The sequence below is a fragment of the Agromyces albus genome (assembly GCF_004134825.1).
GTDB classification, from domain to species: Bacteria; Actinomycetota; Actinomycetes; order Actinomycetales; family Microbacteriaceae; genus Agromyces; species Agromyces albus.
In genome coordinates this window covers 18,580-45,371 of the sequence record NZ_SDPN01000004.1, presented here as the reverse complement: position 1 = coordinate 45,371, position 26,792 = coordinate 18,580, and the positions used below count along the sequence as shown (strand labels likewise).

21 protein-coding genes are annotated in these 26,792 nt (G+C 68.4%); 7 read left to right on the top strand and 14 right to left on the bottom strand.

The features are described 5' to 3' along the window. Positions 1-34: 34 nt before the first annotated feature. From ESP51_RS03440 to ESP51_RS03410, 7 genes are all read right to left on the bottom strand, one after another. Positions 35-2,524, bottom strand: a complete 2,490-nt coding sequence (locus ESP51_RS03440) for a glycoside hydrolase family 78 protein (protein ID WP_129519494.1) — start codon at positions 2,522-2,524, stop codon at positions 35-37. A gap of 27 nt (positions 2,525-2,551) precedes the next feature. Further along, positions 2,552-2,899 (bottom strand): Gfo/Idh/MocA family oxidoreductase, encoded by a 348-nt coding sequence (locus ESP51_RS03435; RefSeq protein WP_129519493.1) that lies wholly within the window; start codon positions 2,897-2,899, stop codon positions 2,552-2,554. Next, positions 2,896-3,693, bottom strand: coding sequence for an SGNH/GDSL hydrolase family protein (locus ESP51_RS03430; RefSeq protein WP_129519492.1), 798 nt, complete (start codon positions 3,691-3,693; stop codon positions 2,896-2,898). Before ESP51_RS03430 ends, ESP51_RS03435 begins: the two co-directional genes overlap by 4 nt. A 17-nt stretch (positions 3,694-3,710) precedes the next feature. Then, complete coding sequence (locus tag ESP51_RS03425; protein ID WP_129519491.1) at positions 3,711-4,949, bottom strand: glycoside hydrolase family 1 protein; 1,239 nt, start codon at positions 4,947-4,949, stop codon at positions 3,711-3,713. 11 nt (positions 4,950-4,960) lie between these two features. Next, positions 4,961-7,237 carry a glycoside hydrolase family 3 N-terminal domain-containing protein gene (locus tag ESP51_RS03420; RefSeq protein ID WP_129519584.1) on the bottom strand — a complete coding sequence of 759 codons (2,277 nt, stop codon included), beginning with the start codon at positions 7,235-7,237 and terminating at the stop codon, positions 4,961-4,963. A gap of 67 nt (positions 7,238-7,304) precedes the next feature. Further along, complete coding sequence (locus ESP51_RS03415) at positions 7,305-9,773, bottom strand: glycoside hydrolase family 2 TIM barrel-domain containing protein (protein WP_129519490.1); 2,469 nt, start codon at positions 9,771-9,773, stop codon at positions 7,305-7,307. 87 nt (positions 9,774-9,860) lie between these two features. Continuing rightward, positions 9,861-11,183: an MFS transporter gene (locus tag ESP51_RS03410; RefSeq protein WP_241842952.1), complete on the bottom strand. Its 1,323-nt coding sequence runs from the start codon at positions 11,181-11,183 to the stop codon at positions 9,861-9,863. A gap of 211 nt (positions 11,184-11,394) precedes the next feature. Between ESP51_RS03410 and ESP51_RS03405 the strand changes: the two genes are divergently transcribed. Further along, entirely contained in the window at positions 11,395-12,006 is a 612-nt protein-coding gene (locus tag ESP51_RS03405) for a TetR/AcrR family transcriptional regulator (RefSeq protein WP_129519489.1), read from the top strand. Between the two features lie 105 nt (positions 12,007-12,111). Here ESP51_RS03405 and ESP51_RS03400 read toward each other — a convergent pair whose 3' ends face one another. Beyond that, complete coding sequence (locus ESP51_RS03400) at positions 12,112-12,702, bottom strand: TetR/AcrR family transcriptional regulator (RefSeq protein ID WP_164990383.1); 591 nt, start codon at positions 12,700-12,702, stop codon at positions 12,112-12,114. A 72-nt stretch (positions 12,703-12,774) separates the two neighbouring features. Here ESP51_RS03400 and ESP51_RS03395 point away from each other — a divergent pair, with 72 nt between their 5' ends. From ESP51_RS03395 to ESP51_RS03375, 5 genes are all read left to right on the top strand, one after another. Beyond that, complete coding sequence (locus ESP51_RS03395; RefSeq protein WP_129519487.1) at positions 12,775-13,563, top strand: SDR family NAD(P)-dependent oxidoreductase; 789 nt, start codon at positions 12,775-12,777, stop codon at positions 13,561-13,563. Positions 13,564-13,658: 95 nt separating this feature from the next. Beyond that, the gene (locus ESP51_RS03390) at positions 13,659-15,101 is read left to right on the top strand and encodes a coniferyl aldehyde dehydrogenase (protein ID WP_129519486.1); all 1,443 of its coding nucleotides are present in this window, start codon (positions 13,659-13,661) and stop codon (positions 15,099-15,101) included. Positions 15,102-15,135: 34 nt separating this feature from the next. Further along, positions 15,136-15,678, top strand: a complete 543-nt coding sequence (locus ESP51_RS03385) for a GFA family protein (RefSeq protein ID WP_129519485.1) — start codon at positions 15,136-15,138, stop codon at positions 15,676-15,678. A gap of 58 nt (positions 15,679-15,736) precedes the next feature. Next, positions 15,737-16,564 carry an enoyl-CoA hydratase/isomerase family protein gene (locus ESP51_RS03380; protein ID WP_129519484.1) on the top strand — a complete coding sequence of 276 codons (828 nt, stop codon included), beginning with the start codon at positions 15,737-15,739 and terminating at the stop codon, positions 16,562-16,564. Between the two features lie 29 nt (positions 16,565-16,593). Beyond that, a complete protein-coding gene (locus tag ESP51_RS03375) occupies positions 16,594-17,448 on the top strand; it encodes an alpha/beta fold hydrolase (RefSeq protein WP_129519483.1) in 855 nt (284 codons plus the stop codon). A 542-nt stretch (positions 17,449-17,990) separates the two neighbouring features. Here the strand turns inward: ESP51_RS03375 and ESP51_RS03370 are convergent. The 6 genes from ESP51_RS03370 to ESP51_RS03345 form a co-directional block, all read right to left on the bottom strand. Then, positions 17,991-19,718, bottom strand: a complete 1,728-nt coding sequence (locus ESP51_RS03370) for a nuclear transport factor 2 family protein (RefSeq protein ID WP_129519482.1) — start codon at positions 19,716-19,718, stop codon at positions 17,991-17,993. Positions 19,719-19,831: 113 nt separating this feature from the next. Further along, the gene (locus ESP51_RS03365) at positions 19,832-20,464 is read right to left on the bottom strand and encodes a histidine phosphatase family protein (RefSeq protein ID WP_129519481.1); all 633 of its coding nucleotides are present in this window, start codon (positions 20,462-20,464) and stop codon (positions 19,832-19,834) included. Further along, positions 20,464-21,957 (bottom strand): FGGY-family carbohydrate kinase, encoded by a 1,494-nt coding sequence (locus tag ESP51_RS03360; RefSeq protein WP_206737186.1) that lies wholly within the window; start codon positions 21,955-21,957, stop codon positions 20,464-20,466. The genes ESP51_RS03365 and ESP51_RS03360 overlap by 1 nt, the downstream gene beginning before the upstream one ends. After that, positions 21,954-23,465: an FGGY family carbohydrate kinase gene (locus ESP51_RS03355; RefSeq protein ID WP_129519479.1), complete on the bottom strand. Its 1,512-nt coding sequence runs from the start codon at positions 23,463-23,465 to the stop codon at positions 21,954-21,956. The genes ESP51_RS03360 and ESP51_RS03355 overlap by 4 nt, the downstream gene beginning before the upstream one ends. Continuing rightward, positions 23,462-24,529, bottom strand: a complete 1,068-nt coding sequence (locus tag ESP51_RS03350) for a 2-hydroxyacid dehydrogenase (RefSeq protein ID WP_129519478.1) — start codon at positions 24,527-24,529, stop codon at positions 23,462-23,464. The genes ESP51_RS03355 and ESP51_RS03350 overlap by 4 nt, the downstream gene beginning before the upstream one ends. Before the next feature lie 112 nt (positions 24,530-24,641). Then, the gene (locus tag ESP51_RS03345) at positions 24,642-25,448 is read right to left on the bottom strand and encodes a DeoR/GlpR family DNA-binding transcription regulator (protein WP_129519477.1); all 807 of its coding nucleotides are present in this window, start codon (positions 25,446-25,448) and stop codon (positions 24,642-24,644) included. 213 nt (positions 25,449-25,661) lie between these two features. Here ESP51_RS03345 and ESP51_RS03340 point away from each other — a divergent pair, with 213 nt between their 5' ends. Next, positions 25,662-26,741 carry an ABC transporter substrate-binding protein gene (locus tag ESP51_RS03340; protein ID WP_129519476.1) on the top strand — a complete coding sequence of 360 codons (1,080 nt, stop codon included), beginning with the start codon at positions 25,662-25,664 and terminating at the stop codon, positions 26,739-26,741. The last annotated feature ends 51 nt before the right edge of the window (positions 26,742-26,792 follow it).

Sequence of the window (26,792 nt, the reverse complement as noted above, 5' to 3'; positions counted from 1 at the left end):
ATGCAGTTGGTGACGAGTTACATACCGATCGGCGTCAACGACGTCCGTCCGGCACGATAGCGCTCCGGAAGTCACGCTCCAACTCCGCCGATGCGCCCGGGATGTACTGGAGCAGGAGATTGAGCGAAAGCGCGGCCGCCTCCGGAGCGGAAGCATCAAGCGGGGCGCCCGGGAAGTGCTTGTGGAATGCCTCAGTGACATTGCGCCAGGTTGCGGCGTCCGCGGAGAGCTGCCGCAGGGGGGTATCCATGGTGTATTCAACGTCTGCTTCGCCCGGTGCGACGACGGCGTAGCGCCAGGAGTGCCTGCCGGCCTCGATATCCTCGCTGATGCCATCCGGATGAAGCGGCAACACCACCGTGGCCGTCGTGCCCGTAGGGATCGTGACCTCGAGTAGCGCCTCCCCATCCTCGATCCGCCAGCGGACTTCCGCCCGGCCGTGCACCGTCTCGTGCACGACTTCCGCGGACGTCAGTCCTCCGCCCGGCCGCGGCGCGATGCGCATCTGCCGGTAGCCCGGCTCCGTCCGCTCGAGACCGCCGACCACTCGGTGCAGCCAATCGGCGACCGCCCCGAGGGCATAGTGATTGAGCGAGGTCATCCCGCTGGAGTTCAGTGTGCCGTCGGGGAGAACCGAGTCCCACCGCTCCCAGGTCGTGGTGGCACCCATGGTCACCGGGTAGAGGAACGACGGGCAGCCGGTCTCGGTGAGGAGCAGGTAGGCCTCATCGAGGTGCCCGGTGCTGCTCAGCGCGTCGGTGACCAGCGGGGTACCGGCGAACCCGGTGGAGATCTTGTAGCCGGCTTGCGCGACGAGGGCAGCGAGGCGGGCGCCTGCCTTGCGCTTCTGATCCTCGTCGAGGATTCCGAACGCGATGGCGAGCGCGTAGGCGGTCGCGGATTCGTTCACGATCCGGCCCGTCCGGGTGACGAACTCCGCGCGGAAGGCCGCCCGCACCTGGTCTGCGAGCGCGAGGAAGTGCGCGGCGTCTTCGGCCTTGCCCAGGAGCGCCGCCGTCTGCGCCATCTCGCGCGTGGTCTTGCAGAGGTAGGCGGAAGCGACCAGGTGCCGGTCGGTCTTGCCGCCCGCTGGGTTTCCGGCCGGCGCGTCGGGGTCCAGCCAGTCGCCGTACTGGAACCCGGAGCTCCACAGCCCGGTTTCGTCCAGGAGGCCCTCGACCTGGCGGACGAAGGCTGCCATGGAGTTGTAGCTCCGGCGAAGGATGTCGAGCTCGCCGTACTCCTGGTACAGCGCCCACGGGAGGCTCACGGCGACGTCGCTCCATAGCGCGGTCGGCGATGACGGGTTCGGCAGCACATCCGGAACCACCCACGGGACGTACCCCTTCGTATGCTGCTCGGCGGCGAGGTCCTCGAGCCACGAGCGGAGCATGCCGCGGACGTCGTACAGGAAGGCTGCGGTCGGAGCGAAGGCGTTGAGATCGCCCGTCCACCCGAGCCGCTCGTCGCGCTGCGGGCAGTCGGTGGGGACGCCGACGAAGTTGCCACGCATCGACCACGCCGTGTTGGCGTGAAGCTTGGTGATCAGTTCGTTCGAAGTCTCGAACCATCCGGTGCGCACCATGTCGCAGTGGACCACGATGGCCGTGATCGAGGAGGCAGTGAGCTCGCCCGGCCACCCGTCGACCTGGACGTAGCGGAAGCCGTGGAAAGTGAACCGAGGCTCCCAGGTCTCAGCCCCGCCACCGCGAAGGATGTAGCGGTCAGTCGCTTCGGCGGTGCGGTTCGTCTCCGTCTCGAGCTCGCCGGCGGGGGTCAGCAGCTCCGCGTGGCTGAGGGTGACTGTGCGTCCAGCCTCGCCGGCGACGGTGATCCGCACCCACCCGGAGTGGTTTTGGCCGAAGTCGACGATCGTCTTGCCGCTCGGACTCGTTCGGATTTCGACTGGCGCCAGCTCCTCGATTTGACGGATCGGCGGGCCCACCGGTGACCGCAGGGCCGCCATATCCCAGTCGAGCAGTTCAGCGCTCACCCATCCGCTGTCGTCGAACTCGGGCCGAGTCCACCCCGCGGGTTCCAGCCGGGCGTCGTAGGTCTCGCCGTCGTAGATGCTGTTGGCCAGCACCGCCCCGGTGCCGACGCGGAAGCTGTCGTCGGTGCCGACCACGTCGGTGCGGTCAGGGTACTCCAGTTCCAGCTGCAGCAGGAGCGCCGGACGGTCGGTGTAGTGGTTGCGGCGGTTCTCCCAGCCGAGCCGCCCGACGGCCCAACCCTCACCGACGATCGCTCCCACCGCGTTTGCGCCCACCTGCAGCAGCGTCGTGACATCGTGGCTGCTGACATTGAGCCGGTGCCGGTATGACGTCCAGCCGGGAGCGAGCATCTCGTCCCCGACCCGGACGCCGTTCACGTACGGCTCGACGATGCCGAGCGCAGTGACGAAGAGTGTCGCGCGGACGAGGCCGTCGCCGACCGCAACCTCCCTGCGGAAGTACGGAGCCGGATCTCCCGCCCGAGCTGGCGAGCCGGTGGAGATGAAGGAGGCCTGCCAGGAAGTGGGCATGAGAGTCCTTTCGAATGGTCCCGGCGCTCAGGCTCGGAGCTGCTGGAAGATGACGTCGATGGTGCGGAACACGGCCAGGGTGTCGGCGGCGGAATGCCGCGGGTGCTGGAGGTGACCGCGTCTGATCGCGTCGATGACCTCCCGAAGCATCGGGACGTACACAGCGTCGATGTCGGGGTCATCGAGGAGCTCTGCATAGGAGCTGTGCACCCTGGGGATCCGGTGCTTTGCCGCGTACCCGGCAGCGCGGTCAGGATCGCGCGCTGCGATCGCCACGACCTCGACACCTCTCACCGCCGTGCTGGGCTGAAGGAGGGCGCCGCGGACGATGCGAGCAGCGCCGAGCACCCCGATTCGGACCGGCTCCTCCGTCATCTCTCCACCGCCGTACGGTCGGGCAGGGACAGTGCCGTGCAGACGAACCGCGCCACCTGACCCTCGATCAGCTGCGCCGCCGCGTCGGCGAGGTGCACGTGGTCGACGAGCAGCGCGAAGCCGTACCGTCGGGCGATGCTCTCCCACGACTGGCGCAGCAGCAGGTGACGGATCATCGCGCGACCCATCAGCCGCTTCGAGCCCCCGAAGTGCGGCGCACGGTGCCCCTTCGGGAGGACGTCCGCCATCGGCTGGAACAGCGGCAGCACCGAAACGCCCGCGGTGTCGGCGACGGCGTGCACCACCGCGTTGTACGCTCGGACCCTCTCGTTCTCCGCACTGCCGAGATCCTCGCCGAGGATCGGAATCTCGAGCAGGGCGATCTGTGCCTCCGTCTCGTACCGCAGGCGCGCCACGATCCGTTCCAGCATCCGGCGGTAGACCTCGATGCTCGGGCGCTCGGACGGCTTTTGAGCGCGCTCGTAGCCGCGCATCCATTCGTTCGAGATGAGGGCGGCGACGTCGTTGGTGCCGACCAGCACGGTGACGACGTCTGGGTTGCATGCGATCACGTCGTCCAGGCGACGGAGCACGTTCTCGGCGAGGTCGCCGCCGACGCCGGCGTTGATGACTTGGGCGGCGTCGCCGAGATCATCACTCAGCAGCCGGACCCAGTCCGCGCTCATGACGCCGCGCGTGATGCTGTCACCGACGCAGGCGATCACCGTCGTCGCGTCCGTTCCTCGCCTGCGTAGGAACTCTCGCGGGGTCAGCGGCCGCGGCCGGCGGGTCATGTGACGGCGTCCCGTCGTCACCGTGCGAGGGCTTCGGTGAGGACGCTTCCGTTCGTGCTGGCGACCTGCCCGAGCCAGGCGAGGCTGGGCTTGGGCTTCCGCTCGAAGGTCTCCCGGTCGACGGCGATGAGCCCGAAGGTCGGTCCCCAGTGGCCCCACTCGTAGTTGTCGAGCAGGCTCCAGTGGAGGTAGCCGCGCACCTCCGCCCCATCCTCCATCGCCGACACCAGCGTTCGGAGGGCCTCGGTTGTATAGGCGATGCGGCGCTCGTCGTCGCCGGTCGCGATGCCGTTCTCGGTGACGAGGATCGGCAGACCGGTCTTCTCCCAGGTGTGCCGGACGGCCATTCCGAGAGCGTCGGGCCGGTAGGCCGCGCCGGTCAGGGTGTTGTCCGGGTGCTCGGGGTGTCCGACTATGCCGTTCGCGTCGACCTGCTGGCTCGAGTAGGACTGCACGCCCACCCAATCGTCGCCGCGCGAGCCCTCGAGGTAGAGGTCCTCGTAGTTGTAGCGGACCTCGACGAGCTTCTCCTCGTTACCCGGCGACGCAGTGAGGGCGCCGTTCGCGATCGTCCAGCCCACCTTGGCGTCGGTGCGCTCGCGCAGGTTGTCGCGGGCGGCGTGGTGGACTTCGACCATTCGGTGCCCGAAGCGCGGCTGGGGGACGGGGAGATTCGCGGCGATCCGCTCCCGCTGTGCCTCCTCTCCGCCGTCGACGGTCGGGCTCATCCATTCCTCGAGCTTCCCGGCGCGCATGGCCTCCTCGAGCATCACCATCATCGCCTGCATGTTCGGCTCGTTGATGGTGGCGACCCAGTTCACTCCGCCGAGGATCTGGGTGGCGGTGGTCACGTAAGACGAGAACCGCTCGATCGCCCTCTCCCCCATCCAGCCGCCCTCCGCGGCGAACCAGGCCGGGGCGGTGAAGTGCTGCAGCGTAACGACGGGCTCGAGCCCGAGCTGCACCGCGGTGTCGATCATCCGCCGGTAGTGCGCGAGCTCCGCGCGGGACACCTGACCCGGGCGCGGTTCGATCCGCGCCCACTCGATCCCGAAGCGGTAAGCGGTGCAGCCGGCTCCGGCCAGCAGCTCCATGTCCTCCCGATAGCGGTGGTAGCTGTCCACGGCGTCGCCGCTGGGCTCCATCCCGGGCATGAGGCCTTCGCGTGCCCACCAGTCGCTGCTGACGTCGTTGCCCTCCGTCTGGTGCGCCGAGGTAGACGCGCCCCAGAGGAAGCCGGGCGGGAAACCGGTCATTGCGTTCTCCTTCATGATGTGGTCACTTCCAGCACTGTCGTCAGTTCGGCGACGGAGCTTCCGCCGACCCAGATGTCGAGCGTCGTCTCGTCCTGCACGTAACCCTTTGTGGCCGCACTCCAGTAGCGCAGGTGGTCGGGGCCGAGCTCAAAGCTGACGGTGCGCGTCTCCCCCTCGGCGATCGTCACGCGCTCGAAACCCTTCAGCTCCCGGATCGGGCGGGAGGAGCTGCCGTAGCGCTGGTGGATGTACAGCTGCACGACCTCGTCGGCGTCGCGATCCGAGGTGTTGCGGACGTCAACCGATACCATGGCCGTATCACCGAGTCCGACCACCGGCCGGTCGAGCCTCACGTTCGAGTACTCGAACGTCGCGTAGGAGAGGCCGTGGCCGAACGGGTAGAGCGGTGTGCTCTCCTCCTCGAAGTACCGCGCGGCCTGGTTCTCCGGCTGGAACGTGCGGTAGTGCGAATAGATCAGGGGAAGCTGGCCCACGTGCCGGGGCCAGCTGAACGGGAGTCGTCCCGCCGGAGATGCGTCCCCGAGCAGGATAGACGCGACGGCCGCTCCCCCGCGGGTGCCCGGATACCAGGCCTGCACGATCGCGGGGACGTGCTCGTCCGCCCATCGCAGGTCGAGCGGACGGCCGGACATGACCACCAGCACGACCGGTGTGCCGGTCTCGGTGATCCGCTGCAGCTGCTCAAGCTGGCGTCCAGACAGCTCCAGCGTCGCAGTGGAGGCGTTCTCACCGATCTGGTTCTGGCGCTGCCCCACGACGACGACCGCGACGTCGGCGGAAGCGGCGAGCTGGACCGCGCGGTCGATCTCGGTGTCGTCGTCATGGTCCGCCGCCGTGTCTACGACGGTGGGGTCCATCCTGTCGAACATGGAAGGGAAGACCCGCCTCGGGATGCCTGCGCCGGGCGCATGCTTGATCCGGACGCCATCGTCGAGGCGATCCCGGAGCGCCTCGAGCACCGTGACCGTCTCCTCGGTTCGGTGGTCGAAGACCCACGGTCCGAGCGTGTCCCGCTTGCTGTCGGCCAGCTGCCCGATCACCGCAACGGCCTGCAATGCGTCGGTTGCCAACGGCAGTAGGCCACCCTCGTTCTTGAGGAGCACCATCGATCGCTCGGCTGCTGTCTTGGCCAACTCGCGCCGTTCGACGGCGTCCAGGGTCGGCGCCGCGGCGTCCTCGTCGGCGTAGGGGTTCTCAAACAGGCCAAGCTCAAACTTGGCAGTGAGTACTCGTCGTACCGCCTGATCGATCGCCTCTTCGCTGACCTTCCCCTCAGCGACCGCCTGCGGCAGGCGGGAGAAGGCCGGGTCGAACATGCACATCTCCATGTCGAGCCCCGCCGACACCGCGCGCGCGGCCGCGTCGGTCAGGTCCTTCGCGAAATGCTGCGTCTCGAGCGACCGGACGGCACTGGCGTCGGAGACCACGAAACCGTCGAAGCCGAGCTCGCCGCGAAGCGTGTCGGTGAGAAGCTCGCGGTTCGCCGAAGCGGGAACGCCGTTGAAGTCCATGTAGGCGCTCATGACGTTCCGCGCGCCGGCCTCGATGGCCGCACGGAAGGGCGGGAGGTATACGTTCCACAGCTCGGAATCCGAGATGTCTACGTCGTCGTAGTCACGTCCCCCGCGCGCGGCTCCGTAGCCGACGAGATGCTTCGGGCCGGAAAGGATCCGGTCGGGGCCGAGGTCGCCCTGGAAGCCGCGCACCTGTGCCGCCGCGACCGCGGCGCCCAGGAACGGATCCTCACCGGCGCCTTCGAGAACTCGACCCCACCGCGGATCGCGGGCGACGTCGACCATGGGTGCAAATGTCCAGTGGATGCCTACGGCGCGGGCCTCGCGCGCAGCTGCGGCTTGGGTTTGCTCGATGGTTCGCTCGCACCAGCTCGCGGCAAGGGCGATTGGCACTGGGAACACGGTGCGGAGCCCATGGATCACATCGAACCCGAAGAGCAGCGGGATACCGTGACGGCTCTGCTCGACCGCGAGTCGCTGCAACCGGTTCGTCGTCGCGGCGTCTTTGGCGAACAGCACGGATCCTGTGCCGCCGCCGGCCGCGGCCGCCTCGACCATCTTCGGCTGCTCGGCGTACACGCGCTGCTCCTCGGGAACCGACTCGAGGTCGAAGTCGTCGGGCAGCTCTCCGACGCTGAGGTAGAAGAACTGGGTCAGCTGTCCGGCCTTCTCCTCGAGTGTCAGTCGCCAGAGCAGGTCGGCCACGCGCTCGTCGACGGGCAGGGCGGCGTTCCGGTATGGGAAATCGGTCATCATCTCGTTCGGGGTGGATGCGGCAGGGGCCGTCGTGGTGTCGGGAGTTGTCGTCATGGCAGCGGCCTCACCCTCTGGCCAGGAGCGGGACGCCACTGGCAGGAGCCGGCTCGTCCACCTCGATGGCCTCCAGCCGCAGCACCACCGCGTCGAGGCCGTCGCTCTCTACGGTCACGCTGATCTGCCCGGCTCCTGTCGGTCGCACGATGGCGAGCGCCCGGCCGTCGAACGTGGTGCACTCGGGCGCGTCGAACCGCTCCTCGGTGTCGGGGCGCGCGCTGGCCAGCGCCTGCAGAACTCCGGGCCCCTCGACCGACACGCGAATCGTCACATCCCGTGCGGTTGCGACCGTTCCCTCCTCGTCTTGAAGCTCGATCGTGATGTAGCTCAATTCCGTGTCGTCGGCGTGCAACACCGCTCGATCAGCAACCGCGGTGAGCCTCGCCGGCCCCTCAGCCGAACGCAGAACCGACCGACCCACCTCGGCGCCATCCCGATAGCCGACCGCCACGAGCTCGCCCGGCTCGTATGCGAGGTCGAATTCGGCGACGAACTGCTTGCTTGCGCCGGGAGCCGACCGGCCGACGAGCCGTCCGTTCAGCAGCAGCTCGATCTCGTCAGCATCGCTATAGACCTCGACCGCGATGGGGGTGCCGCTCCGGACGTCCCAGGTCCAGCTGGCGATCGAGTCGCTCCACCCCCACATGCCGGGGATCACCTGGCGGCCGTGATTTTCGGGGCGGAGCACCGAGATGTAGGGCTGCGCTCGCAGCCCGAATACGATCTCGCGATAGTGGGAGATCGGCCGGCGGTGTCCGGTGATGTCGATGTCGCCGACCTGAGCCGTGAGCCACGGGAACGGTGCCTCGAATTCGAGGGGCGCGTCCGCGTACCGGATCCGGCCGACGCCGACCTCGCCGAGGTAGTCCCACCCTGTCCACGTGAAGTCGCCGAGCACGTGGGAGTTCTCGCGGACGAGGCGCCAGTTGTGGGCGATCCGGGGCGGGTAGGTCTCGGTGCCGACGATGACCCGGTTGGGGAACTGCTCGCGGTCCAATTCGTACCGGGCCTCGCCGTAGTTCAAACCGGCCACGTCGAGTACCGAGAAGGACGCCTCGGTGCGTTCGGTGACCATTGGCGCGGCGCTGAGCTGGCCCATGAAGTCGGCGACGTTCATCATCGCGTTCACGCCGCCGTCGGCGGGCGCACTCACATTGGCCTGCATCATCCCGAGGACGTCGCTGAGGACGGAGACGAATGGGTTGACAGCGTTGGTGACGAAGCGGGTGTTGTCGAGCGAGCGCACCTTCTCGGCGAGCGCACGGCCCCACTCAGAGCCGAGTGCGTCGCCGGTCTCGAAGATCTCGTTGCCGATGGAGTAGAAGATCACGCTGGGGTGGTTGTAGTCGTTGGCGACCAGTGCCTCGACGTCGCGCTCCCACCACTCGGGGAACGCCAGGGAGTAGTCGAACGATGACTTGCCCTCGGTCCATGTGTCGAACGTCTCGTCCATGACGAGCATCCCGAGGCGATCGCAGGCGTCGAGCATCGCTCGGCTGAGCGGGTTGTGCGAGCTGCGGATGGCGTTGAAGCCGGCGTCCTTGAGCAGCTCGACCCGTCGTTCCTCCGCTCGGGCGATGGTCGCGGCACCGAGCGGGCCGTTGTCGGAGTGGATGCATGCGCCGCGAATCTTCACCGACTCGCCGTTGATCCGGAGACCGTGGGTCGGATCCAGCTGGAGCGAGCGGATGCCGAAGGTGGTCGTCGTCTCGTCGAGGACATCGACGATGTCCTCGAGCACGGTGTGCGCAAGGTGCAGGTTGGGCGCCTCGACGCTCCAGAGCGCGGGCGCCGCGAGGTAGAGCCGCTGCCGCGCGAGGCCTGAGGCTCCTGCGCGCAGGGTCAGCGGTGCGGAGTCGCGGGCGACGACGGCGCCGTCCGGGCCACGCAGCTCCGTGCGGATCCGAACGGTCTGCGTGTCGACGCTCTCATTCGTCACAGCCGTGGCGACCTCGACGACGGCCCGCTCGGCGTCGATGTCCGGCGTGCTGATGCGCACAGCTCCCAGGTGCACGAGCTCGGTGACGATCAGGGTGACGTCCCGGTAGATGCCGGCGCCGGAGTACCAGCGGGAGTCGTCGTGCGCTCGAGCGTCGACCCGGATGGTGTTCGGCTCCCCGTAGCGGAGGAAGGGGTCCAGTGCCACCGTGAAGGGCGAATAGCCTGAGGGACGCTGACCTGCGAAGGTTCCGTTCACGTACACCATTGCGTCGCGGTAGACGCCCTGAAACTCGACGGACACCCGTTTACCCCGCCAGTCCTCCGGGACATCGAAGGTCTTGCGGTACTCGAACGCGCCACCCGGGAAGTAGGCGGCGCGGCCGCCGGACACTGCGTCAGCGCTCCGCGGCAGGGCGAGGATCGCGTCGTGCGGGAGGGTCACCGGCGCGCCCTCGTCCGCTCCGCCCTGCAGCTGGGCGAACTGGCTGACCTTCGGCCGTACCCGCCAGTCCTGGTTGAAGGATGTCCTGCTCATCTGCTGTTCCTCGTCTCAGATATCACGTTCGAATTTGGGTCGGAGAACCGAGTGGTGGACCGACGGTTGCCTGGCCCACCAGTCCGGTCAGCGCACGCTCTTGACTCGCAGCAGGATGATCAGGCCGCCCAGGAGGGCGAATACACCCGAGACCACGTACAGCAGTGGGTAGTTGCTCTCACCCGATGCGACGCCGATCAGAAGGAACACCGGAGCGAGCAGCGGCGCCGCGAACTGCGGAATGGACGTCGAGAACTGGTTGATCGCGACGAACCGGCCGGCCTGAGTGTCCTGCTCCGGCAGCACATCCAGGTAGAGCGCCTGGTCGACCGCCGAGAAGACCCCGAGTCCGATGTTCCAGACCAGCATGCCGACCAGCAGCACGGTCAGGTCAGGGGCGAACGCCGAGATGACGGTCCCCGCCGCGAACAGCACCGCGGCGAAGATGATGAACGACTTGCGCCGCTTGAGCCGGTCGGACAGGAAGCCGCTGAGTACGGCACCTCCCACGGTGCCGACGATCCCCACCAGGCCCGAGATTGCGATGAGTCCGCCGATCTCCGTAACGGGCACACCGAGCTTCGTCGCGAAGAAGAACGTGGTGAACGTGGTAGCCATCGTGAGCCCGAAGTTGAAGAAGAACCGGCCGAGCCAGTTCCACGAGAAGTCGGCGTAGCGCTTGACGTTGTATCCGTAGCCGGCGACTAGCGAGCCGATGGTCGCCCGCGCCTGCTGCGGCGCATCCCGGCCGTCCGGCTCCTTGACGAAGAGGACGAAGAGGAAGATCAGCACGGCGCCGATGGCGCCGGGGACCATGAAGATCAGGACGTCCGAACCGGTGAAGACACTCGCGAGCGTGACGCCGACGATGGAGGCCAGCATGGTTGCCACGCCGGTCAGCCCGGCAACCTTTCCACGCTGGGACTCTGGAAGGCGGTCACCCATTGAGCTCACGACCTGCAGTCCGGCGATGCCGAAGCCGAGCTGCGTCACCGCCCAGCCGAGCATGGCGATCGCGAGGTTGGAAGCGAAGGCGACGATGAGCAGGCCCCCAAGGCCGACGAGCGTCAGCGCGGCGATCCAGGGCCGCCGGCGGCCGAGACGGGAACGAGTCCGGTCGCTCAGGATACCCACGAGGGGGCCGACCAGGACCACCACGAGCGCGCCCACACCGGTCACGTAGCCGAGGAACTCCTGGTTGTCCGGGGCGATGCGGTTGACCAGCACCGCCAGCGAGTACCCGATGGGGCCGACCAGCGCCATGATCGACCCGAAGGTCGCGAGCACCACGAGCCAGATGTAGGAGGCGCCGACCTTCGGCCGGTCCTCTGCTGTTTTGCCCTCGTGATGCGTCAGCTGTTCCCCGATGACGGCCGCCTCATTGAACGGCGGTGACGACGGGGACGGCACCGGAGACGGCACCTCGAGGGCTTCACCTCCGTCACGGGTGACGAGGGCGGGCGGGTGCTCGACCGCAGCTGAACGGGAATCGGGCGCGCGCTGCGAATGATTCACTGGTAACTCCTTTGTCACGTCGTAATCTACCGATCGATAGATTATATCTACCGCGCGGTAGATTACGCTGGAGGAACACGTCCGTCAAGTCGCCAAGGAGACGCCGATGCAAGCAGCGACCGAAGCCCCCGCTCCTCGGGTCCAGCGACGCCTCGCCCCCGAGGTCAGACGACGTCAGATCGTCGTCGAGGCGGCCAGGCTGGTATCCGCCGCCGGCTTCAACGCCGTGTCGCTCAATGACATCGCGGAGGCGTGCGAAATCCGCAAGTCGTCGGTGCTCCACCACTTTCCGTCGATGGTCGATCTGCTCGCCGCGGTGCTCGCCTACCGCGACGAGATGGCGGCACCGGTGCAACCGCCCTTGGAGGAACTTGCCGATCCGGCAGCGGCGAGCGCATTCTTTCGCGGAACCGTCGAACACAACGCGCAGCACCGCGAACTGGTTCGCCTCTACGCCGTCCTCAGGGTCGAGGCGATCGACCCGAGCCACCCTGCGCATGCGTACTTCCGGAACCGCGAGCAGAGCACCATCGATTCGTTCACAGCGATACTCGCCTGGAAGCCCGCACCGATCCTCGCAGCCCGAGAGATCTACGCGTTCTGGACGGGACTGGAGACCCTGTGGGTGGCCGATCCAAGCGTCGACATGCTCGCTGTCTGGGACTCCTTCGCGTCACGCTTCTTCTCTGTGCCTAGCGGCCCAAGCGCATGCGCGTAGGCCACCAGTCAGGTCCGGGCTGCCCGACTTCGGCGGCCGGCGCCGCGTCCCCGGGCTCCGCCGCGAGGAGGTCGCCCTGGTTGTCGTGTCTTCCGTTTCTGTGGTTCAGGCCGGGCCGCGAACGGCTCGTATGGCTTCGTCGTAGAGGTCGGGCAGGTCGGCCTTTCCGCCTCGGCGCATCCATTCCTCGGTGGCGGCCTGGAGGCAGGTGATGGCGGTGGCCGCGATCGTGCGCGCTTGGAATTCCCGGCCGTCCCCGGGGGGTAGCCGCGGTTCGATCAGTGGTGCGAGCAAGTCCTGCCAGCGGGCTTGTTTCTCGGCGTGGCCGGCGCGCAGGGTCTCGTTGCCGAACAGGAGTCTGACCATCTCGAGCCGCTGTTCGCCCCTGATCTCAATCTCCTCGAGGACCTGGAACGCCGCGCGTAGCGAGACCCACGGGTCCTCGTCGGCCGGGCGCTCGGCGAAGCGCGCGGCGATCAGGTCGCCCTGCTCGGCCAGGCTGCTGAGTGCGAGGTCTTCCTTGTTGCGGAAGAAGTTGTACAGGGTCCGCCGGGAGACGCCGGCCGCCGCGGCGACCTCGTCCAGCGTCGTGTCGTCGTACCCCTGGGATGCGAACAGCTCGATCGCGGTCCGGGCCAGCAAGGAGCGAACCACGTTGCGGGTTTGCTCGCGAAGGGGGGTCTGCTTCTGGTTCATGCACCAATGGTACGTCGATTCATTTCGTGTAGCAACTTGCACAGTGTGCACGAATGTGCGTATCATGCATTCATGGCAACCATCGACTACCGCAACCAGACCACCATCGTCACCGGGGCCAGCTCCGGCCTCGGTGCAGAATTCGCCCGCCAGCTGGCCGGGCGAGGCTCGAACCTGGTCCTCGTCGCCCGACGGGCCGACCGGCTCAAGAGCCTTGCCGACGAGCTCACCCGCGCCCACGGCATCACGGTCACCGTCGTCGCCCGCGACCTCGGTCGGCCCGACGCCGGCCGCACCCTCCGCGCCGAGCTCGAGTCGCGCGGCATCCACGCGACCGGGCTGATCAACAACGCGGGCTTCGGCACCCACGACGCCTTCACGAACGAGGACCCCGAGCGCCTGCAGAGCATGATCGCGCTGAACATCAGCTCCCTCGTCGACCTCAGCCGCGCCTACGTCGAGCCGTTGACCGCAACCGGCACCGGCTTCCTGATCAACGTCGCGAGCTTGCTGGGCCACCAGCCGACCCCCTACATGAGCGTCTACGGCGCCACCAAGGCCTTCGTCCTCAGCTTCACCGAATCACTCTGGGAGGAGACCCGCGGCACCGGACTGCGCGTCCTCGCGCTGTGCCCCGGCGCCACGCGGACCGAGTTCTACGACGCCGCCGGCAGCCAGACCGCCGACTACGGCGCCCGGCGCGTCACCCCCGAGATGGTCGTCAGGACCGCCCTCGACACCCTCGGGCGCCGGTCCGCACCGCCGTCCGTGATCACCAACGGCCGGCCGGTGGCCCTGGTCACCAAGCTGCTCCCGCGCCGCCAAGCCGTCCAGCTCATGGGCCGACTCGCGCGCCGCTGACCACCCTCCCGCCCGTCCGTCAGAACCACCCGCACCAGCCCAGCACTCCCGCACCGCCACCAGCCCAGCACCCACACGACCCAAGGAACAAGGACATGACTTCCACAGCAGTGGCCCCCCAGCGCACGGACGCCGAACGCACGGACGCCGAACGCTTCGGCGACATCCTCGCGGCCCAGCGCGCCGCCTATCTCCGCGACGGCGCGCCGTCACTGGCGAGACGGCGCGGCGACCTGAAGAGGCTCAAGGCGGCGCTGGTCGCCCACCGCGGCGCGATCGAGGACGCGATCAGCGCCGACTTCGGCAATCGCTCGCGGCACGAGACGGCGATGATGGAGGTCATGGGCGTGGTCCAGGGCATCGACTACCTGGAACGACGCCTAGGCCGGTTCATGCGACCGAGCAACCGGCACGTCGCCCCCTACATGCGGTTCAGCAGCGGACGCGTCGAGTACCAGCCGCTCGGCGTGGTCGGCGTCATCTCGCCGTGGAACTACCCGGTGAACCTGTCCCTGATGCCCGTGGTCACCGCCATCGCCGCCGGCAACCGCGTGATGCTCAAGCCATCGAAGCTGGTCCCGGCCACCAACGCCGTCCTCGCCACGATCCTGAGCGAGACCTTCTCCGCCGAACAGGTCACCATCGTCAGCGGAGACGGCTCAGCGTTCTCCGCCCTAGCGTTCGACCACCTCGTCTTCACCGGCAGCACCGCGGTCGGACGGTCCGTAATGAGGGCCGCCAGCGAAAACCTCGTCCCGGTCACCCTCGAACTCGGCGGCAAGTCGCCGGCCATCGTCGCCAAGGGGAACGTGCGAGACCGGGTGGTGTCCGACATCGTCTTCGGAAAGCTGCTCAGCGGCGGGCAGACCTGCATCGCCCCCGACTACGCCCTGGTGCAGGAGTCCGACGTCGACGCCTTCGTCGCCAGCTACGACAGGCTGGTGAAGGCCGCCTACCCCGACGGGCCCACGAGCAAGGACTACACCTCGATCGTCAACGACAAGGAGTACCAGCACCTGGTCGACCTCATCGAGGACGCCCGCGCCCACGGCGCACGGACCATCGAGGTCGGGCACCGTCCGGGCGACGCCTCCCGCCGTCCGCACACCCTCGCCCCGACCGTCGTGCTCGGCGTCACCGACGACATGCGGATCGCCCACGAGGAGATCTTCGGCCCCATCCTGCCGATCTTCGCCTACGGCGACATCAACGACGCCATCGACTACGTGAACGCGCGGCCCCGGCCGCTCGCGCTGTACTACTTCGGCGCGAACGACGCGGACCGGCGCACGGTGCTCAGCTCGACGACGTCGGGCAACGTCACCATCAACGGCACGATCATGCACGTCGGACAGGACGACCTCCCGTTCGGCGGCGTCGGCGCCAGCGGGATGGGCAAGTACCACGGGATCGAAGGCTTCCGGACGCTCAGCCACCCCAAGGGCATCTACGTGCAGGGCCGCTGGAACAGCATGCGCCTCATGCGCGCGCCATTCGGCAAGACCGCCGACACCGTCCTCAACCTCTTCCTCCGCTGATCACCCACCCCCGAACAGACATGGAGTCAGTCTCATGACAACCAATTCCACAGCAGCCACCGTGATGCGTGGCTCGTGCAGCTGCGGCGCGAACACCTTCGAGGTGAAGGCAGGTGTCGGCATGCAGCGGTTCTACTGCCACTGCCTGTACTGCCAGCAGTTCATGGGCAAGCCGTTCACCGACGTCACCTTCGTCCGCGCCAAGAACGTGGTGATCAACGGCGAGCACGCGACGTTCGACAACCCGAAGCTGCTGCCATCCGGCTTCGCCCACGGGCGCGGCTCGCGGTTCGGCAACCCCGACAAGGGCCGCTTCGCCAAATGCGCCCCCCTGGACCGCGGCCGGTGCGACGACTGCGGACAGCCGTTCATCGAGACCATCGGGGGGTCCGCCGGGATGGTGTTCATCCCGAGCGCCAACTTCGAGGACCAGGACGCCCTGCCACCCGTGCAACGCCACATCTACTACCGCCTGCGCGAACAGGACGTCGCCGACGACCTGCCCAAGCACCACTACTTCGCCAGCAGCCAACTCGCGATCGCACGAATGATCGGGCGCGTGCTGCGCGGCGGTTGAGCAGTCCCCGGACGCCACGGCGTCCCCAACGATCACCCACACTTCGAAGGAGCACCGCATGAGCACGCCCAGCACCGTCATTCTCGATCGTCCGAACCCGAAGGTCGTCACGATCACCTTCTCCAACCCGCCGGCCAACGTCGTGACTGCAGAAACTGCCCTCCGGCTCAACGAGATCGTCACGGAGCTCGAGAGCGACTCGGACGTCCAGGTCGTCGTCTTCAAGAGCGACGTACCCGACTTCTTCCTGAACCACTTCGACCTCGCCGCCGTCGGTGACCTGCCGATCCCGGCAGAGGGCGAGCTCCCGATCTGGACCGATCTCGTGGTCCGGCTCTCGACCGCCCCCTACATCACCGTGGGATCGATCCGCGGCCGCACCCGAGGCGCCGGCAACGAGCTGGCCCTGGCCCTGGACCTTCGCTACGCGAGCATCGACAACGCGTCCTTCGGCCAGCCCGAGGTCGGCATCGGGATCCTGCCCGGCGGCGGGGGCAGCGAGCACCTCCCCCGGCTCATGGGCCGTGACCGAGCCCTCGAGGCCATCTTGACCAGCAGCGACTACGACGCGGCCCAGGCCGAGCACTGGGGCTGGGTGACCCGTGCATTGCGAGACGCCGAGCTGGACGCGTTCGTCGACGACATCGTCGCCCGACTGGCCGCCTCGGACCCCCAGGCCCTTGCCGCGGCCAAGGCCGCCGTCAACCGGTCCACCCTGCCGCCCCATGGCGACTTGATCGCCGCGTTCGGCGAGTTCCTCCAGTCGCTGGGGCGGCCGGGTTTCCAAGCCCGGGCGGCCGCCACCGCGCGCATCGGCGCCGAGGTCGGGCTCGACTTCGAGTACCGCATGGGCGAGTACATCGCCCAGGCCAACCAACAGCTGTGACCCCCACCATTCACACCAAGGAGAACGCCATGAGCACCACGACCTATGCAGCATCCACCGCATCGACGCAGTACGTCGAGACGAAATCGGCGAGGTTCGCCTACCGCCGGCTGGGGCCGGTCGGCGGCGTACCGCTGCTGCTCCTGCACCGGTTCCGCGCCACCATGGACTGGTGGGACCCGCGCTTCATCGAGGCGCTGGCGGCCGAGCGCGACATCATCCTGTTCGACAACATCGGTATCGGCTACACCGAGGGTGATCCTTTGACGACCGTTGACGGGTTCGCCGACGGAGCCGCAGAGATCATCGAGGCCCTCGGCCTGTCGCAGGTCGACGTGCTGGGTTGGTCCTTCGGGGGTGTCGTGGCACAGCGGCTCGCGGTGATCTACCCCGAGCAGGTTCGCCGCATCGTGATCGCGGGCAGTGGCTCGGGTGCCGCGCCAGGGATGCCCGGCATCCCCGAACGCGTTCTCGCCATCCAGCAGCAGCCTGAGTCCAGCCTCGAGGACGTCCTCTACCTCTTCTACCCCGAGACCGAAGCGGCCAGAGCTCGCGGGCTCGACCACTTCGGACGCGTCCAGGCCGACATGCCCGAGGGGGCGCCACAGGTCACCCAGGATGCCGCAATGGGTCAGCTCGCAGCGAGCATGGCCGCGATGGCGCGGCCCTGGGAGGATGTCGTGCTCGACCTGAAGGCGATCACAGCCCCAGTGCTGTACGCCGGTGGCGTGCACGACGTGATGATCGACGCCTACAGCTCCTACGCCGCAGTGCAGGAGCTGCCCAACGCGAGGCTCGTCCTCTACAGCGACGCCGGACACGCCTTCCTGTTCCAGCACCTCGACAATTTCGTGCGTCAGGTGCTGGCATTCCTGGCGGAGTGAGCTGCAGCCCCGAACGAGGTCGGGCGAGCGCGCGGCCTCCCGCGGCTCAGCGGGACTATCGCCGTGTGCGCCTACGCGTCTCAAGGGCAAGCTCAGGGCGCGGTCGCACGTGTGCCCAACCCAGGTGCAGATAGGGCAAGGCCCGCTGGACGGCGTCATCGCGCTCATCCGCCCGGTCGTGGCGCGCGCGTGAGCACGTCGAGAACGGACGCACGTATCCGCACGAGCTCGTCTTCGGGGATCCTGCCGAGCCTACCGACGCGAAGGACTCGCCCTCTCAGCGCGTCTCAAAGACGGTATCGCGCGCCAGCTGACCCGCGACGAGCGCATCGACGGCCGGGATGCGGCGACACTCGCGCGCGTCATCACGGCGATCATCCACATCAGCACCGCCACCGTCTACCTGCACCGCAGTGACGACGCCATGCTCAGCGACATCCGCGAACAGGTAGAGGTCACCCTGTCACTGCACAGCACCCCGTCATGACCGGCGGGAGAAACGCGGCTCGGGGTCGTCGCAGATTGCGACGACCCCGCGCCTGTCAGAACATCGTGTTGTCGTTGGCGGAGGCTTCGGGCACGTCCTGGGAGGCATCCCAGTGCTCGACGATCTTTCCGTCCTGTACCCGGAAGAGATCGATGACCGCCCGGCCGCGCTGGCCGGGTGCGTCGATGTAGTGGCTGTGGACGGCGATCAGATCACCCTCGGCGATGACCCGCTTCGGCACCACGCTCAGCTGCGGGAAGCGCTGGAAGCTCGCCCCAAGACCGGCCTTCAGGCCTTTTGCCCCGTCGGAGCTGTTCGGGCTGTGCTCGTGGTACTCGCTGCCGACGTACGTGTCGATGACGGCCAGGTCCTTCCGGACCAGGAGCTGGTCGACGAACGCGGTGACGAGCTTCTTGTTGTACGCGGTCAACCACCGCTGTCCGGGCGACTGGGTCTGCGGCCGGCTGAGTGTTGAGAACATGTCGTTGCCGTTGACCGTAGTGGCGGACACGTTCTGGAGGATGTCCCAGTGCTCGGCGATCTTCCCGTCCTGGAAGCGGAAGATGTCGAAGACAGCGAGCCCGGGGGCGCCGGGGGCCAAGATGATGTTGGAGTGCAGGACCACGAGGTCACCCTCGGAGATCGCCCGCTTCTCGACGTACTCGGCTTCGGGGAATTGCTGCAAGAAGCCGGCGCCGAAGGCCTTCATCGCCTCGGGGCCGTCGGGGGCGAGCGGGTTGTGCTGGATGTAGTCCGGCCGTACGACCCGGTCGATCACGGCCATGTCGTCCCCCGCGAACAGGTCTTTGAGAGCCTCCACGGCGACCTGCGCCTTCCTGGTCTCCTCCATTGTCAGCACGATCTTGCCGGTGGTGCGGCCGGTCTCGCCGAGGGCGTGGGCCTTGGCGGCCTCGGCGAGCGGGAAGGTGGCCTCGATGTGGGGTCGCAGGGTGCCCGACTCGACGAGGTCGGCGATGGCTTGCATGCCGGCGTGGTCGGCCTCGACGAGGATCGACTCGAAGCGGATGCCACGCTCGGCGATCGCCGCCAACTCGGCGGCGTCGACGGGCACGGGCAGGAGGGCGACGAGCGTGCCACCCGTACGGAGAACGGCGAGGGAGCGTGCGCGGCCAGCGGAGTCGAACGAGATCGGGTCGAGCACCACGTCGATGTCGGAGACGGCCTCGGCGACATCGACCGTGTGGTAGTCGATCACCTCGTCAGCGCCGAGGGATCGGACGAAGTCGTGCTTGGCGGCACTGGCGGTGCCGATCACATAGGCGCCGCGGGACTGGGCGATCTGCACGGCGAGGTGACCGACTCCGCCGGCCGCGGCGTGGATCAGGACCCGCTGCCCAGCCCGGAGGCCGGCCGTTTCGACCAGCGCCTGGTATGCGGTGAGCGCGGCGAGCGGCAGGGCGCCGGCCTGCACGTGGTCGATACCGGCGGGCTTGTGCGTGAAGACGCGGGCCGGTGCAGTCACATACTCGGCATGCGAACCGACCCCCTGGGGGTAGGGCAGCATGCCGAAGACCTCGTCGCCGGGCTTGAACAGCGTGACGCCCAGGCCGACAGCCTCGACGACGCCCGAGACATCCCACCCGAGCACGATGGGCATCCGGGCGATCGTGGTGACCCGGGCACGGTTGCTCCAATCGGTCGGGTTCACGCCGGCGGCGCGGACGGCGACAAGGATCTCGCTGATCCCCGGCGCCGGCTTGGGAACGTCGATCTCCTTGAGCACCTCGGGGGTTCCGTAGGTGTCCTGGCTGATGGCTCGCATGGTTTCGTTCCATTCTGTTCTCGGGGCCCGTACCGTCGATGCGGCTTGCCCACACGTTAGTTGACTCCACTCATAACTGAGGAGAGTCAGTAACCATTCCCTGAATGGTCACGTCATGCCACGCCAGCGTTGAACCGGATGAGCGCCCCTGCGCCGACGAGTCCGGCGGCCTCGGCGGCAGGCGGCAGCTCGACCGTCGTCACGGCGGTGTTCGCGAGTCCGGGGAAGCGACGCCGGTAGTCGTCGAGCGGCAGCCCGAGCACCCGACAGAGCACCAGTCGGATGAGCGTCGAGTGCGCCACGACGAGCACGCCGCCGTCGGGACCCGCGACGCGGATGAGATCGGCGAGCGCGTCGAGCCCCCGCGCGACTGCCGCCGTTCCCGATTCAGCGCCCGGAAGCGGCGACGATGCCGGAGAATCGACGAACGCCGCGAGCTGCTCGGGAAAGAGCTCGGCCATCTCGGCGCGGGTACGGCCCTCGCCCGCACCGAAGTGGACCTCGCGCAGGCGGGCATCGATCACGACGTTGACGCCGAGCATCTTCGCAGCCGCGTCTCCGGTCTCGACCGCTCGCGAGAGGTCGGAGGTCGCCACCACGTCGATGGCAGCTGTTGCCGCCCACCGGGCGAGCGCGTCACCCTGCTCCCTGCCACGGGCGGTGAGCGGCACGTCGCTGGAGCCCGCGTAGCGGTTCTCCGCGTGCCACGTGGTCTCGCCGTGGCGCGTGAGATGCACGGTCGTCATCAGGTGCTCGGTTCCCGAGCGGATGTCGCGAGTTCCGGGCCGATCCAGCCGCGCTCCTCGAGCACGTCGACGAACCGGGTGTAGACGGGCATCAGGCGCTGGTGCCGATCCGTGTCGGAAGGCACGATGCGCGGCGGACGGAGCATCCGCGCCGCGGCTGTCGCCAGCGGGTCGAGAGTGGCCGCGCCTTCGCCTGCGCCGACACCTGCGGCTGCGAGGATGGCCATCCCGGCCGCGCCCTCGCCGTGCTCGGGCAGGTGAACCGGTCGGCCGAGCATGTCGGCGCGAAGCTGTGTCCACACGGGATTCCGCGAGCCGCCGCCCGTGACCAGCACGGGCCCGCTGATGTCGTAGCCCGTGTCGCCGAGCAGATCGAAGGCGAGGCGCTCGACGAACGCGACCCCGTGCAGGATCGCGGCGAACATCGAAGCGTCGTCGACAGCACCGGGCAGAACGGCCTCTGCGTCGGACGAGACGAATGGGAACCGCTCGCCTCGCCCGACGAGCGGGTAGGCGATCGGCGGCGGAGAGGCGGGGTCGAAGGCCCGGGTCAGCGCATCGAGGTCCCGGCCCGGCAGCCATGTCGAGATGGCTCCCGCGCCCGTGCTCGACGCGCCGCCCGGGTACCAGCCGGTGCCGAACGGGGCGCGGTGCGAGTACACGGCACCGCTCGGGTCCACCCGGCGTTCGAGCGCGACGCCCTTCAGCACGAGGGTCGTGCCGAGCACGGAGTTCCAGGCGCCCGGTGTTAGTGCTCCGGCGGCGATCTGGGCGGCGCAGCCGTCCGTCATGCCGGCCACGATCGTGCAGCCGACGGGAAGACCGGTCTCCAGGGCGGCGGCGTGGCTCACCTCGCCGATTCGCGTTCCTGCGGACGCGAGCTGCGGCATCCGCTCGACCGCGAGGCCGAGTTCGTCGAACACGCCGACGGGCCACGTGACCGTGTCGAGGTCGGCGCCCGACTTGAGGGCGGAGCTCAGGTCGCTCGGCATCCGGCGCCCGGCAAGGCGACTCGTGATCACGTCGGGCTGGTGGGCGATTGCGCTCACCGACGCCAGTGCGCCCTCCTCGAGCATTGCCAAGAGCTTGGGAAGCGCCCACGATGCCTGCATGCGGTAGCCGAGTCGCGTCCAGACCGCGGACCCTGCTGACTGCACGGGGTCGAGGTGGTGGGCGCCCCTGCGGTCGTCGTACATCACCGCAGGGCCGGCTGCGCGGCCGGTGGCGGGGTCGACGGGAACCACGGTGCCGGAGGTTCCCGAAACGGCGACGGCGCGGGCGACCACGCCGGCGGGCAGTTGCGACGTGACCTCGCCGAGCACGGACACTACGGCCGACCACCAGGTCTCGGGGTCCTGCTCGTGCCGGTCGCCGTGCCGGGAGCTTCGGATTGGAGACGCCGCTACGGTGAGCCTGCGGCCCTCGTCGTCGAGTGCGATCGCGCGGACGCTTTGGGTGCCGAGATCGATGCCGACCCAGGCCGGCTCGCTCACGGGCGTGGCTCCGCGGCCCATGCGGTCCACCGCTCGGCGAGTGCCGTGCGTGTGGCGAGGAAGTCGTCGTGGCGTTCATCGAAGAATGCTCGGCGGGAGGCATCCGGTTCGAAGACGCCGCTCGTCGCCACGAGCGCCTCCGCGGCATCCGCGAGTGAGGAGTAGCGGCCCGAGGCCACGAGCGCGGCGAGCAGCGCTCCCTTCGCGCCAACCTGGGTGCCGTCGACGCGCCTCGTCGTCACGCCCGTGATGTCGGCGATGCTCCGGCACCAGAGTTCGCTCGCCGAGCCTCCACCCGAGAGCACGAGCTCCGAAGGCGAAGCTCCGGATGCCGCGAGGCAATCGCGGATCACGTGCGCGAGCCCCTCCACCGTGGCGCGCGCGAGGTCGGCCCGGGTGTGCTCGAACGACATGCCCGCGATGACGCCGCGGGCGGTCGGGTCGAGGAAGGGCGCACGTTCGCCGGCGGGGGAGAAGTACGGCCAGACGCGCACTCCGGATGCCCCGGGCTCCGACTCGCCCGCCAGGGTGGTGAGCTCGGCGGCATCCGCGAGACCGAGGAGCGCGCGCATCCATTCGATGACGCCCGTGCCGGCGAGCGTCGGGAACGCACGCACGACGGCGTCGTCGCGACCGCCGAGGAGAGTGAGCCCCGAGGGCTCGCCCGTGGTGTCGGGGGTGTCGAGGAGGATGCCGGTGCAGAGCGTCGTGCCGAGGATGCAGAACGCCGAGCCGGGGGCGACCGAGCCGCCGCCGAAGGCCGTCGTTACGACGTCGTACGCGGCGAGGGTGACCGAGACGCCCGCGGGGAGGCCGAGTCGCTCGGCGACCTCAGGCAGGAGCGGCCGGGTGAGTTCGTCGTCGTGCAGCACCGCGGGCACGAGCGATCGCAATTCGGTGAGTCCATAGAGTTCGAGGAGCTCGTCGGAGATCGTTCCCGTGGCGATATCGAGCCAGGGCACAGATGCCTCCGACGCGTGCAGTCCGTGCGTGCCCGTGAGGGAACCGAAGATCCAGCTGCCGCACGTCGTGACCTCGGCGACGCCGTCGAGGGCGCGCGGGTTGTTCTCCCGGGTCCACGCGAGGATCGCGTGCGGCAGGCCGAGGTTGCCGAGGGAGCCGTTGATGCGGAACGCCGCCTCGAGCACGCCGTCGCGAGTCCATCGATCGATGACGTCGTGGGCGCGGGCGTCGTTCCAGAGCACGGCGTTCCCGGCCGGCCGGCCTTCGGCATCGAGCATCCAGGCGCCGTCGCCCTGGGCGGTGAGGGCGAGCGCGCCGATCGGTAGGGGCGACTGGCGGGCGGCCTCCTCGACGCACTCGAGCACCGCGCCGAGCACCTCGTGCATGTCCTGCTCGGACCAGCCCGGTTGTGGGGAGCGGATCGCGGTGGTGCGCCGTGTGACGACGAGCTCCCGGCCGGCATGGTCGAAGACCACGGCTTTGATGAGCGTCGTGCCGGCGTCGACGCACAGGGTGGCCGTGGTGGCGGGCGTCGCGATGGTCATCGCGCGACTCCAGGCCGCAGCCGCTCGAGCACGGCCGGATTGGCAAGGTGCTCGGGTGTACGGCCGGCGAGGAAGTCGGCGACGTCGCCGGCGACGATATCGGCCGCGCGCATCGCCGTCTGGCGGGTGGCGCCCGCGAGGTGCGGCGAAACGACCACGTTGGGGGCGCTGAAGAGCGGCCAGTCGGCGGGGGGCGGCTCGACGTCGTACACGTCGAGGGCGAGCCCGCCGAGGCGCCCGGAGCGCAACAGCTCGGGGAGCGGGGCGTAGTCGAGGAGTCCGCCGCGGGCGGAGTTCACGAGCACGGCGCCCTCGGGCATGAGGTCGAGTGCGCGCCGGTCGATGAGGTGCCGCGTCTCGCTCGTGAGCCGGGCGTGCAGGCTCACGACCGAGCTGCGCCGGAGGAGATCGTCGAGCTCCACGGACGCCACGCCATCCGACGCCAGCGCCGCCGGGTCCGTGTACGGATCGAAGGCGACCACGTCGGCACCGAATGCGCGGAGGATGCGGGCGACGATACGACCGATCGCCCCGTATCCCACGAGGCCGACCGTGGCGCCGCCGAGCTCCCCGCCGACGTTCTCCCACGCGTAGTGGTCTCCGCGCCAGTCGCCCTGCTTCAGCGCGGCATCCGTCATCGGGATGCCGCGCATGGCCGCGAGGATGAGGCCGATGGTGAACTCGGCCGCCGCTTGGGCGTTCCGTCCGGGCGCGAAGGTCACGAGCACGCCGGCTGCCGTCGCTGCGTCGAGGTCGACGTTGACGGGGCCGCCGCGGCACACGCCGATGAAGCGGAGCTCCGGGCTGGCGGCGAACACCTCTGCGGTGAACGGCGCCATCTGCGTCACGGCGATGTCGACGCCATCGAGTGCGGCGATCGTCTCATCGATGGTGCCGCTCGCCTCGTGCACGGTCGCGATGTCACCGAAGGGCTCGTGCGGCCAGGGAAGGGTGAGCTCGGTGTACCGCGGTCGTGACCCTGTCTCTGCCAGCTCACGGTCGAGCGCGGCCCGGAACAGTCCAGAGGTGACGAAGTGGTCGCCCGCGATCAAGATGTGCGTCATTGCGCGCCTTCCTGCAGTGCAGCAGACCGTGCGGGTGCATCGGTCGAATCGAGCCGAGCGTAACACGCACAATGTTATTTTTACCAGTCATGATGTGGACTGGTATCGAAGATCAGCGGATGCCGGCGCGGGACGGGACCGCAGCGACATGCACGGTCGCGTGCTCGCCGATGCGCTCCACCACGCCGGGGTCGACATCGTCGGTGAGGATCACGTCCGTGAACTCGGCGATCGGCACGAAGCGGTGGAGCGAGGTGTGTCCGACCTTCGACCCGTCCATCATGAGGACGCGGCGCCGGCCGGTCTGCAGCATGACGCGCTTCATGCTGACGATGTCCTGCTCCTGGTGGTACGTCATGCGTTCGTCCATGGTCGACGTCGACTGGAACGCGATATCGACCGCGTAGGCCTCGAGGTTCGTCTGGTCGGGCGGCCCGATGAACGAATCGTGGGTGCGCGAGTACGCGCCGCCGATCATGATGAGGTGCACGTCAGGGGTTTCGCGGAGTGTCTCCAGCACCTGCCGGTAGTTGGAGACGACGGTGAGCGGCGCCTTGTCCTTCACGAGGCCGGCGAGTGCGAGCACGGTCGTGGAGTCGTCGAGCATGACCGACATGCCCGGCTCGACGAACGTCTCGGCGACCTGGGCGAGTGCCGCCTTCTCCTCGGCTCGGCGATGCAGGCGGAACTCGGAGCTCGATTCGAACACGCTCGTCGGCAGGGCGGAGACGCCGCCGTGGAACTTCCGCACGAGCTGGCGGGCCGCGAGATCCTCGAGGTCCCGGTGCACGGTCATGGGGCTGCGGCCGGTGAGCTCCGCCAGCTCCGCCGCGGTCGCGGATCCGGCGGCGAGCACATGATCGAGGATCATCCGTTGCCTGGCGCTACGTGAAGATGGGCCGGGGGTGTTCGGACTCATGGGTCCTCCTTCGAACTTGCCGAACTCTACCAACCGGATCGCGAGAACGACCAGCACCAACAATCAATCACGAGCCAATTTACCAAAGATGTTGACATTTATAACGTGAGTGTTGGTATAGTTCCCCGCAACGGCCCGATGGTTGCGTCGAAACATCCCGGGACGCCCTTGCACCCACACCGTCCCCGCCCGGGGACTCACCGAGGAGATTCAATGAAGAAATCCCATGTGCGACTCGCAGCAGTACTCGGGTCGATCACACTCGCCACAGCGCTCGCGGCATGTTCGGCCGACGCCACCGGCTCGGGGGGCACCGGCGACGGCGCGGAATCCGGCAAGGTCGCGTTCCTCATGCCCGACCTCGCATCCACCAGGTACGAGCAGCAGGACAGCCCGCTCTTCACAGCGAAGATGGAGGAGCTGTGCCCCGACTGCGAGGTCATCTACCAGAACGCTGACTCCGACCCCGCGAAGCAGCAGCAGCAGGCCGACTCCGCGATCGCGCAGGGCGTGAAGGTCATCGTGCTCGACGCCGTCGACACGAAGGCCGCGGCGTCCATCGTCGTGAACGCCCAGTCGCAGAACATCCCGGTCATCACCTACGACCGGCCCATCGTCGATACGCCCGCCGACTACTACGTGTCGTTCGACAACGAGGGCATCGGCGAGCTCATCAGCACCTCCCTCGTCGACGGCCTCACGGCGGCGGGTGCCAGCGGCGGCGTGCTCATCGTCAACGGCTCGCCCACCGACGACGCAGCCCAGCTCATCAAGAAGGGCATCCACACCGGCGTCGACTCCAGCGGCTTCGAGGTGCTCGCCGAGTTCGACACCCCCGGCTGGGACCCCCAGAAGGCGCAGGACTGGGTCTCGGGCCAGATCACGCAGTTCGGCTCGCAGATCGTCGGCGTCGTCGCGGCGAACGACGGAACGGGCGGCGGATCCATCGCCGCCTTCAAGGCGGCAGGAGTCGCGCCGACGCCGCCCGTCACGGGCAACGATGCCGAGATCGCCGCGATCCAGCGCATCATCGCCGGCGACCAGTACAACACCATCTCCAAGCCGATCAGCATCGTCGCCGAGGCCGCGGCAGAGGTCGCCTACGCCTTCCTCACTGGCAACCCGCCCGAGGGTGAGACGACGCTCTTCGACACCCCTTCCACGCTCTTCACGCCCGAGGTTGTGACGCAGGAGAACGTCAAGGAGATCATCTTCGACGGCGGTATCTACACCGTCGACCAGGTGTGCACGGCAGAGTACGCGCCCGCCTGCGAGGCGCTCGGCATCGCCTGATCGATCGGATGCCGTCCACGCGCGCCGTGGGCGGCATCCGACATCCTCGAA

What these genes read in the sequence shown, in the direction of transcription:
- ESP51_RS03440 (WP_129519494.1), bottom strand. Translation starts at nt 2,524, where the DNA reads ATGCCCACTTCCTGGCAGGCCTCCTTCATCTCCACCGGCTCGCCAGCT.
- ESP51_RS03435 (WP_129519493.1), bottom strand. Translation starts at nt 2,899, where the DNA reads ATGACGGAGGAGCCGGTCCGAATCGGGGTGCTCGGCGCTGCTCGCATC.
- ESP51_RS03430 (WP_129519492.1), bottom strand. Translation starts at nt 3,693, where the DNA reads ATGACCCGCCGGCCGCGGCCGCTGACCCCGCGAGAGTTCCTACGCAGG.
- ESP51_RS03425 (WP_129519491.1), bottom strand. Translation starts at nt 4,949, where the DNA reads ATGACCGGTTTCCCGCCCGGCTTCCTCTGGGGCGCGTCTACCTCGGCG.
- ESP51_RS03420 (WP_129519584.1), bottom strand. Translation starts at nt 7,237, where the DNA reads ATGACCGATTTCCCATACCGGAACGCCGCCCTGCCCGTCGACGAGCGC.
- ESP51_RS03415 (WP_129519490.1), bottom strand. Translation starts at nt 9,773, where the DNA reads ATGAGCAGGACATCCTTCAACCAGGACTGGCGGGTACGGCCGAAGGTC.
- ESP51_RS03405 (WP_129519489.1), top strand. Translation starts at nt 11,395, where the DNA reads ATGCAAGCAGCGACCGAAGCCCCCGCTCCTCGGGTCCAGCGACGCCTC.
- ESP51_RS03400 (WP_164990383.1), bottom strand. Translation starts at nt 12,702, where the DNA reads ATGAACCAGAAGCAGACCCCCCTTCGCGAGCAAACCCGCAACGTGGTT.
- ESP51_RS03395 (WP_129519487.1), top strand. Translation starts at nt 12,775, where the DNA reads ATGGCAACCATCGACTACCGCAACCAGACCACCATCGTCACCGGGGCC.
- ESP51_RS03390 (WP_129519486.1), top strand. Translation starts at nt 13,659, where the DNA reads ATGACTTCCACAGCAGTGGCCCCCCAGCGCACGGACGCCGAACGCACG.
- ESP51_RS03385 (WP_129519485.1), top strand. Translation starts at nt 15,136, where the DNA reads ATGACAACCAATTCCACAGCAGCCACCGTGATGCGTGGCTCGTGCAGC.
- ESP51_RS03380 (WP_129519484.1), top strand. Translation starts at nt 15,737, where the DNA reads ATGAGCACGCCCAGCACCGTCATTCTCGATCGTCCGAACCCGAAGGTC.
- ESP51_RS03375 (WP_129519483.1), top strand. Translation starts at nt 16,594, where the DNA reads ATGAGCACCACGACCTATGCAGCATCCACCGCATCGACGCAGTACGTC.
- ESP51_RS03370 (WP_129519482.1), bottom strand. Translation starts at nt 19,718, where the DNA reads ATGCGAGCCATCAGCCAGGACACCTACGGAACCCCCGAGGTGCTCAAG.
- ESP51_RS03365 (WP_129519481.1), bottom strand. Translation starts at nt 20,464, where the DNA reads ATGACGACCGTGCATCTCACGCGCCACGGCGAGACCACGTGGCACGCG.
- ESP51_RS03355 (WP_129519479.1), bottom strand. Translation starts at nt 23,465, where the DNA reads ATGACCATCGCGACGCCCGCCACCACGGCCACCCTGTGCGTCGACGCC.
- ESP51_RS03350 (WP_129519478.1), bottom strand. Translation starts at nt 24,529, where the DNA reads ATGACGCACATCTTGATCGCGGGCGACCACTTCGTCACCTCTGGACTG.
- ESP51_RS03345 (WP_129519477.1), bottom strand. Translation starts at nt 25,448, where the DNA reads ATGAGTCCGAACACCCCCGGCCCATCTTCACGTAGCGCCAGGCAACGG.
- ESP51_RS03340 (WP_129519476.1), top strand. Translation starts at nt 25,662, where the DNA reads ATGAAGAAATCCCATGTGCGACTCGCAGCAGTACTCGGGTCGATCACA.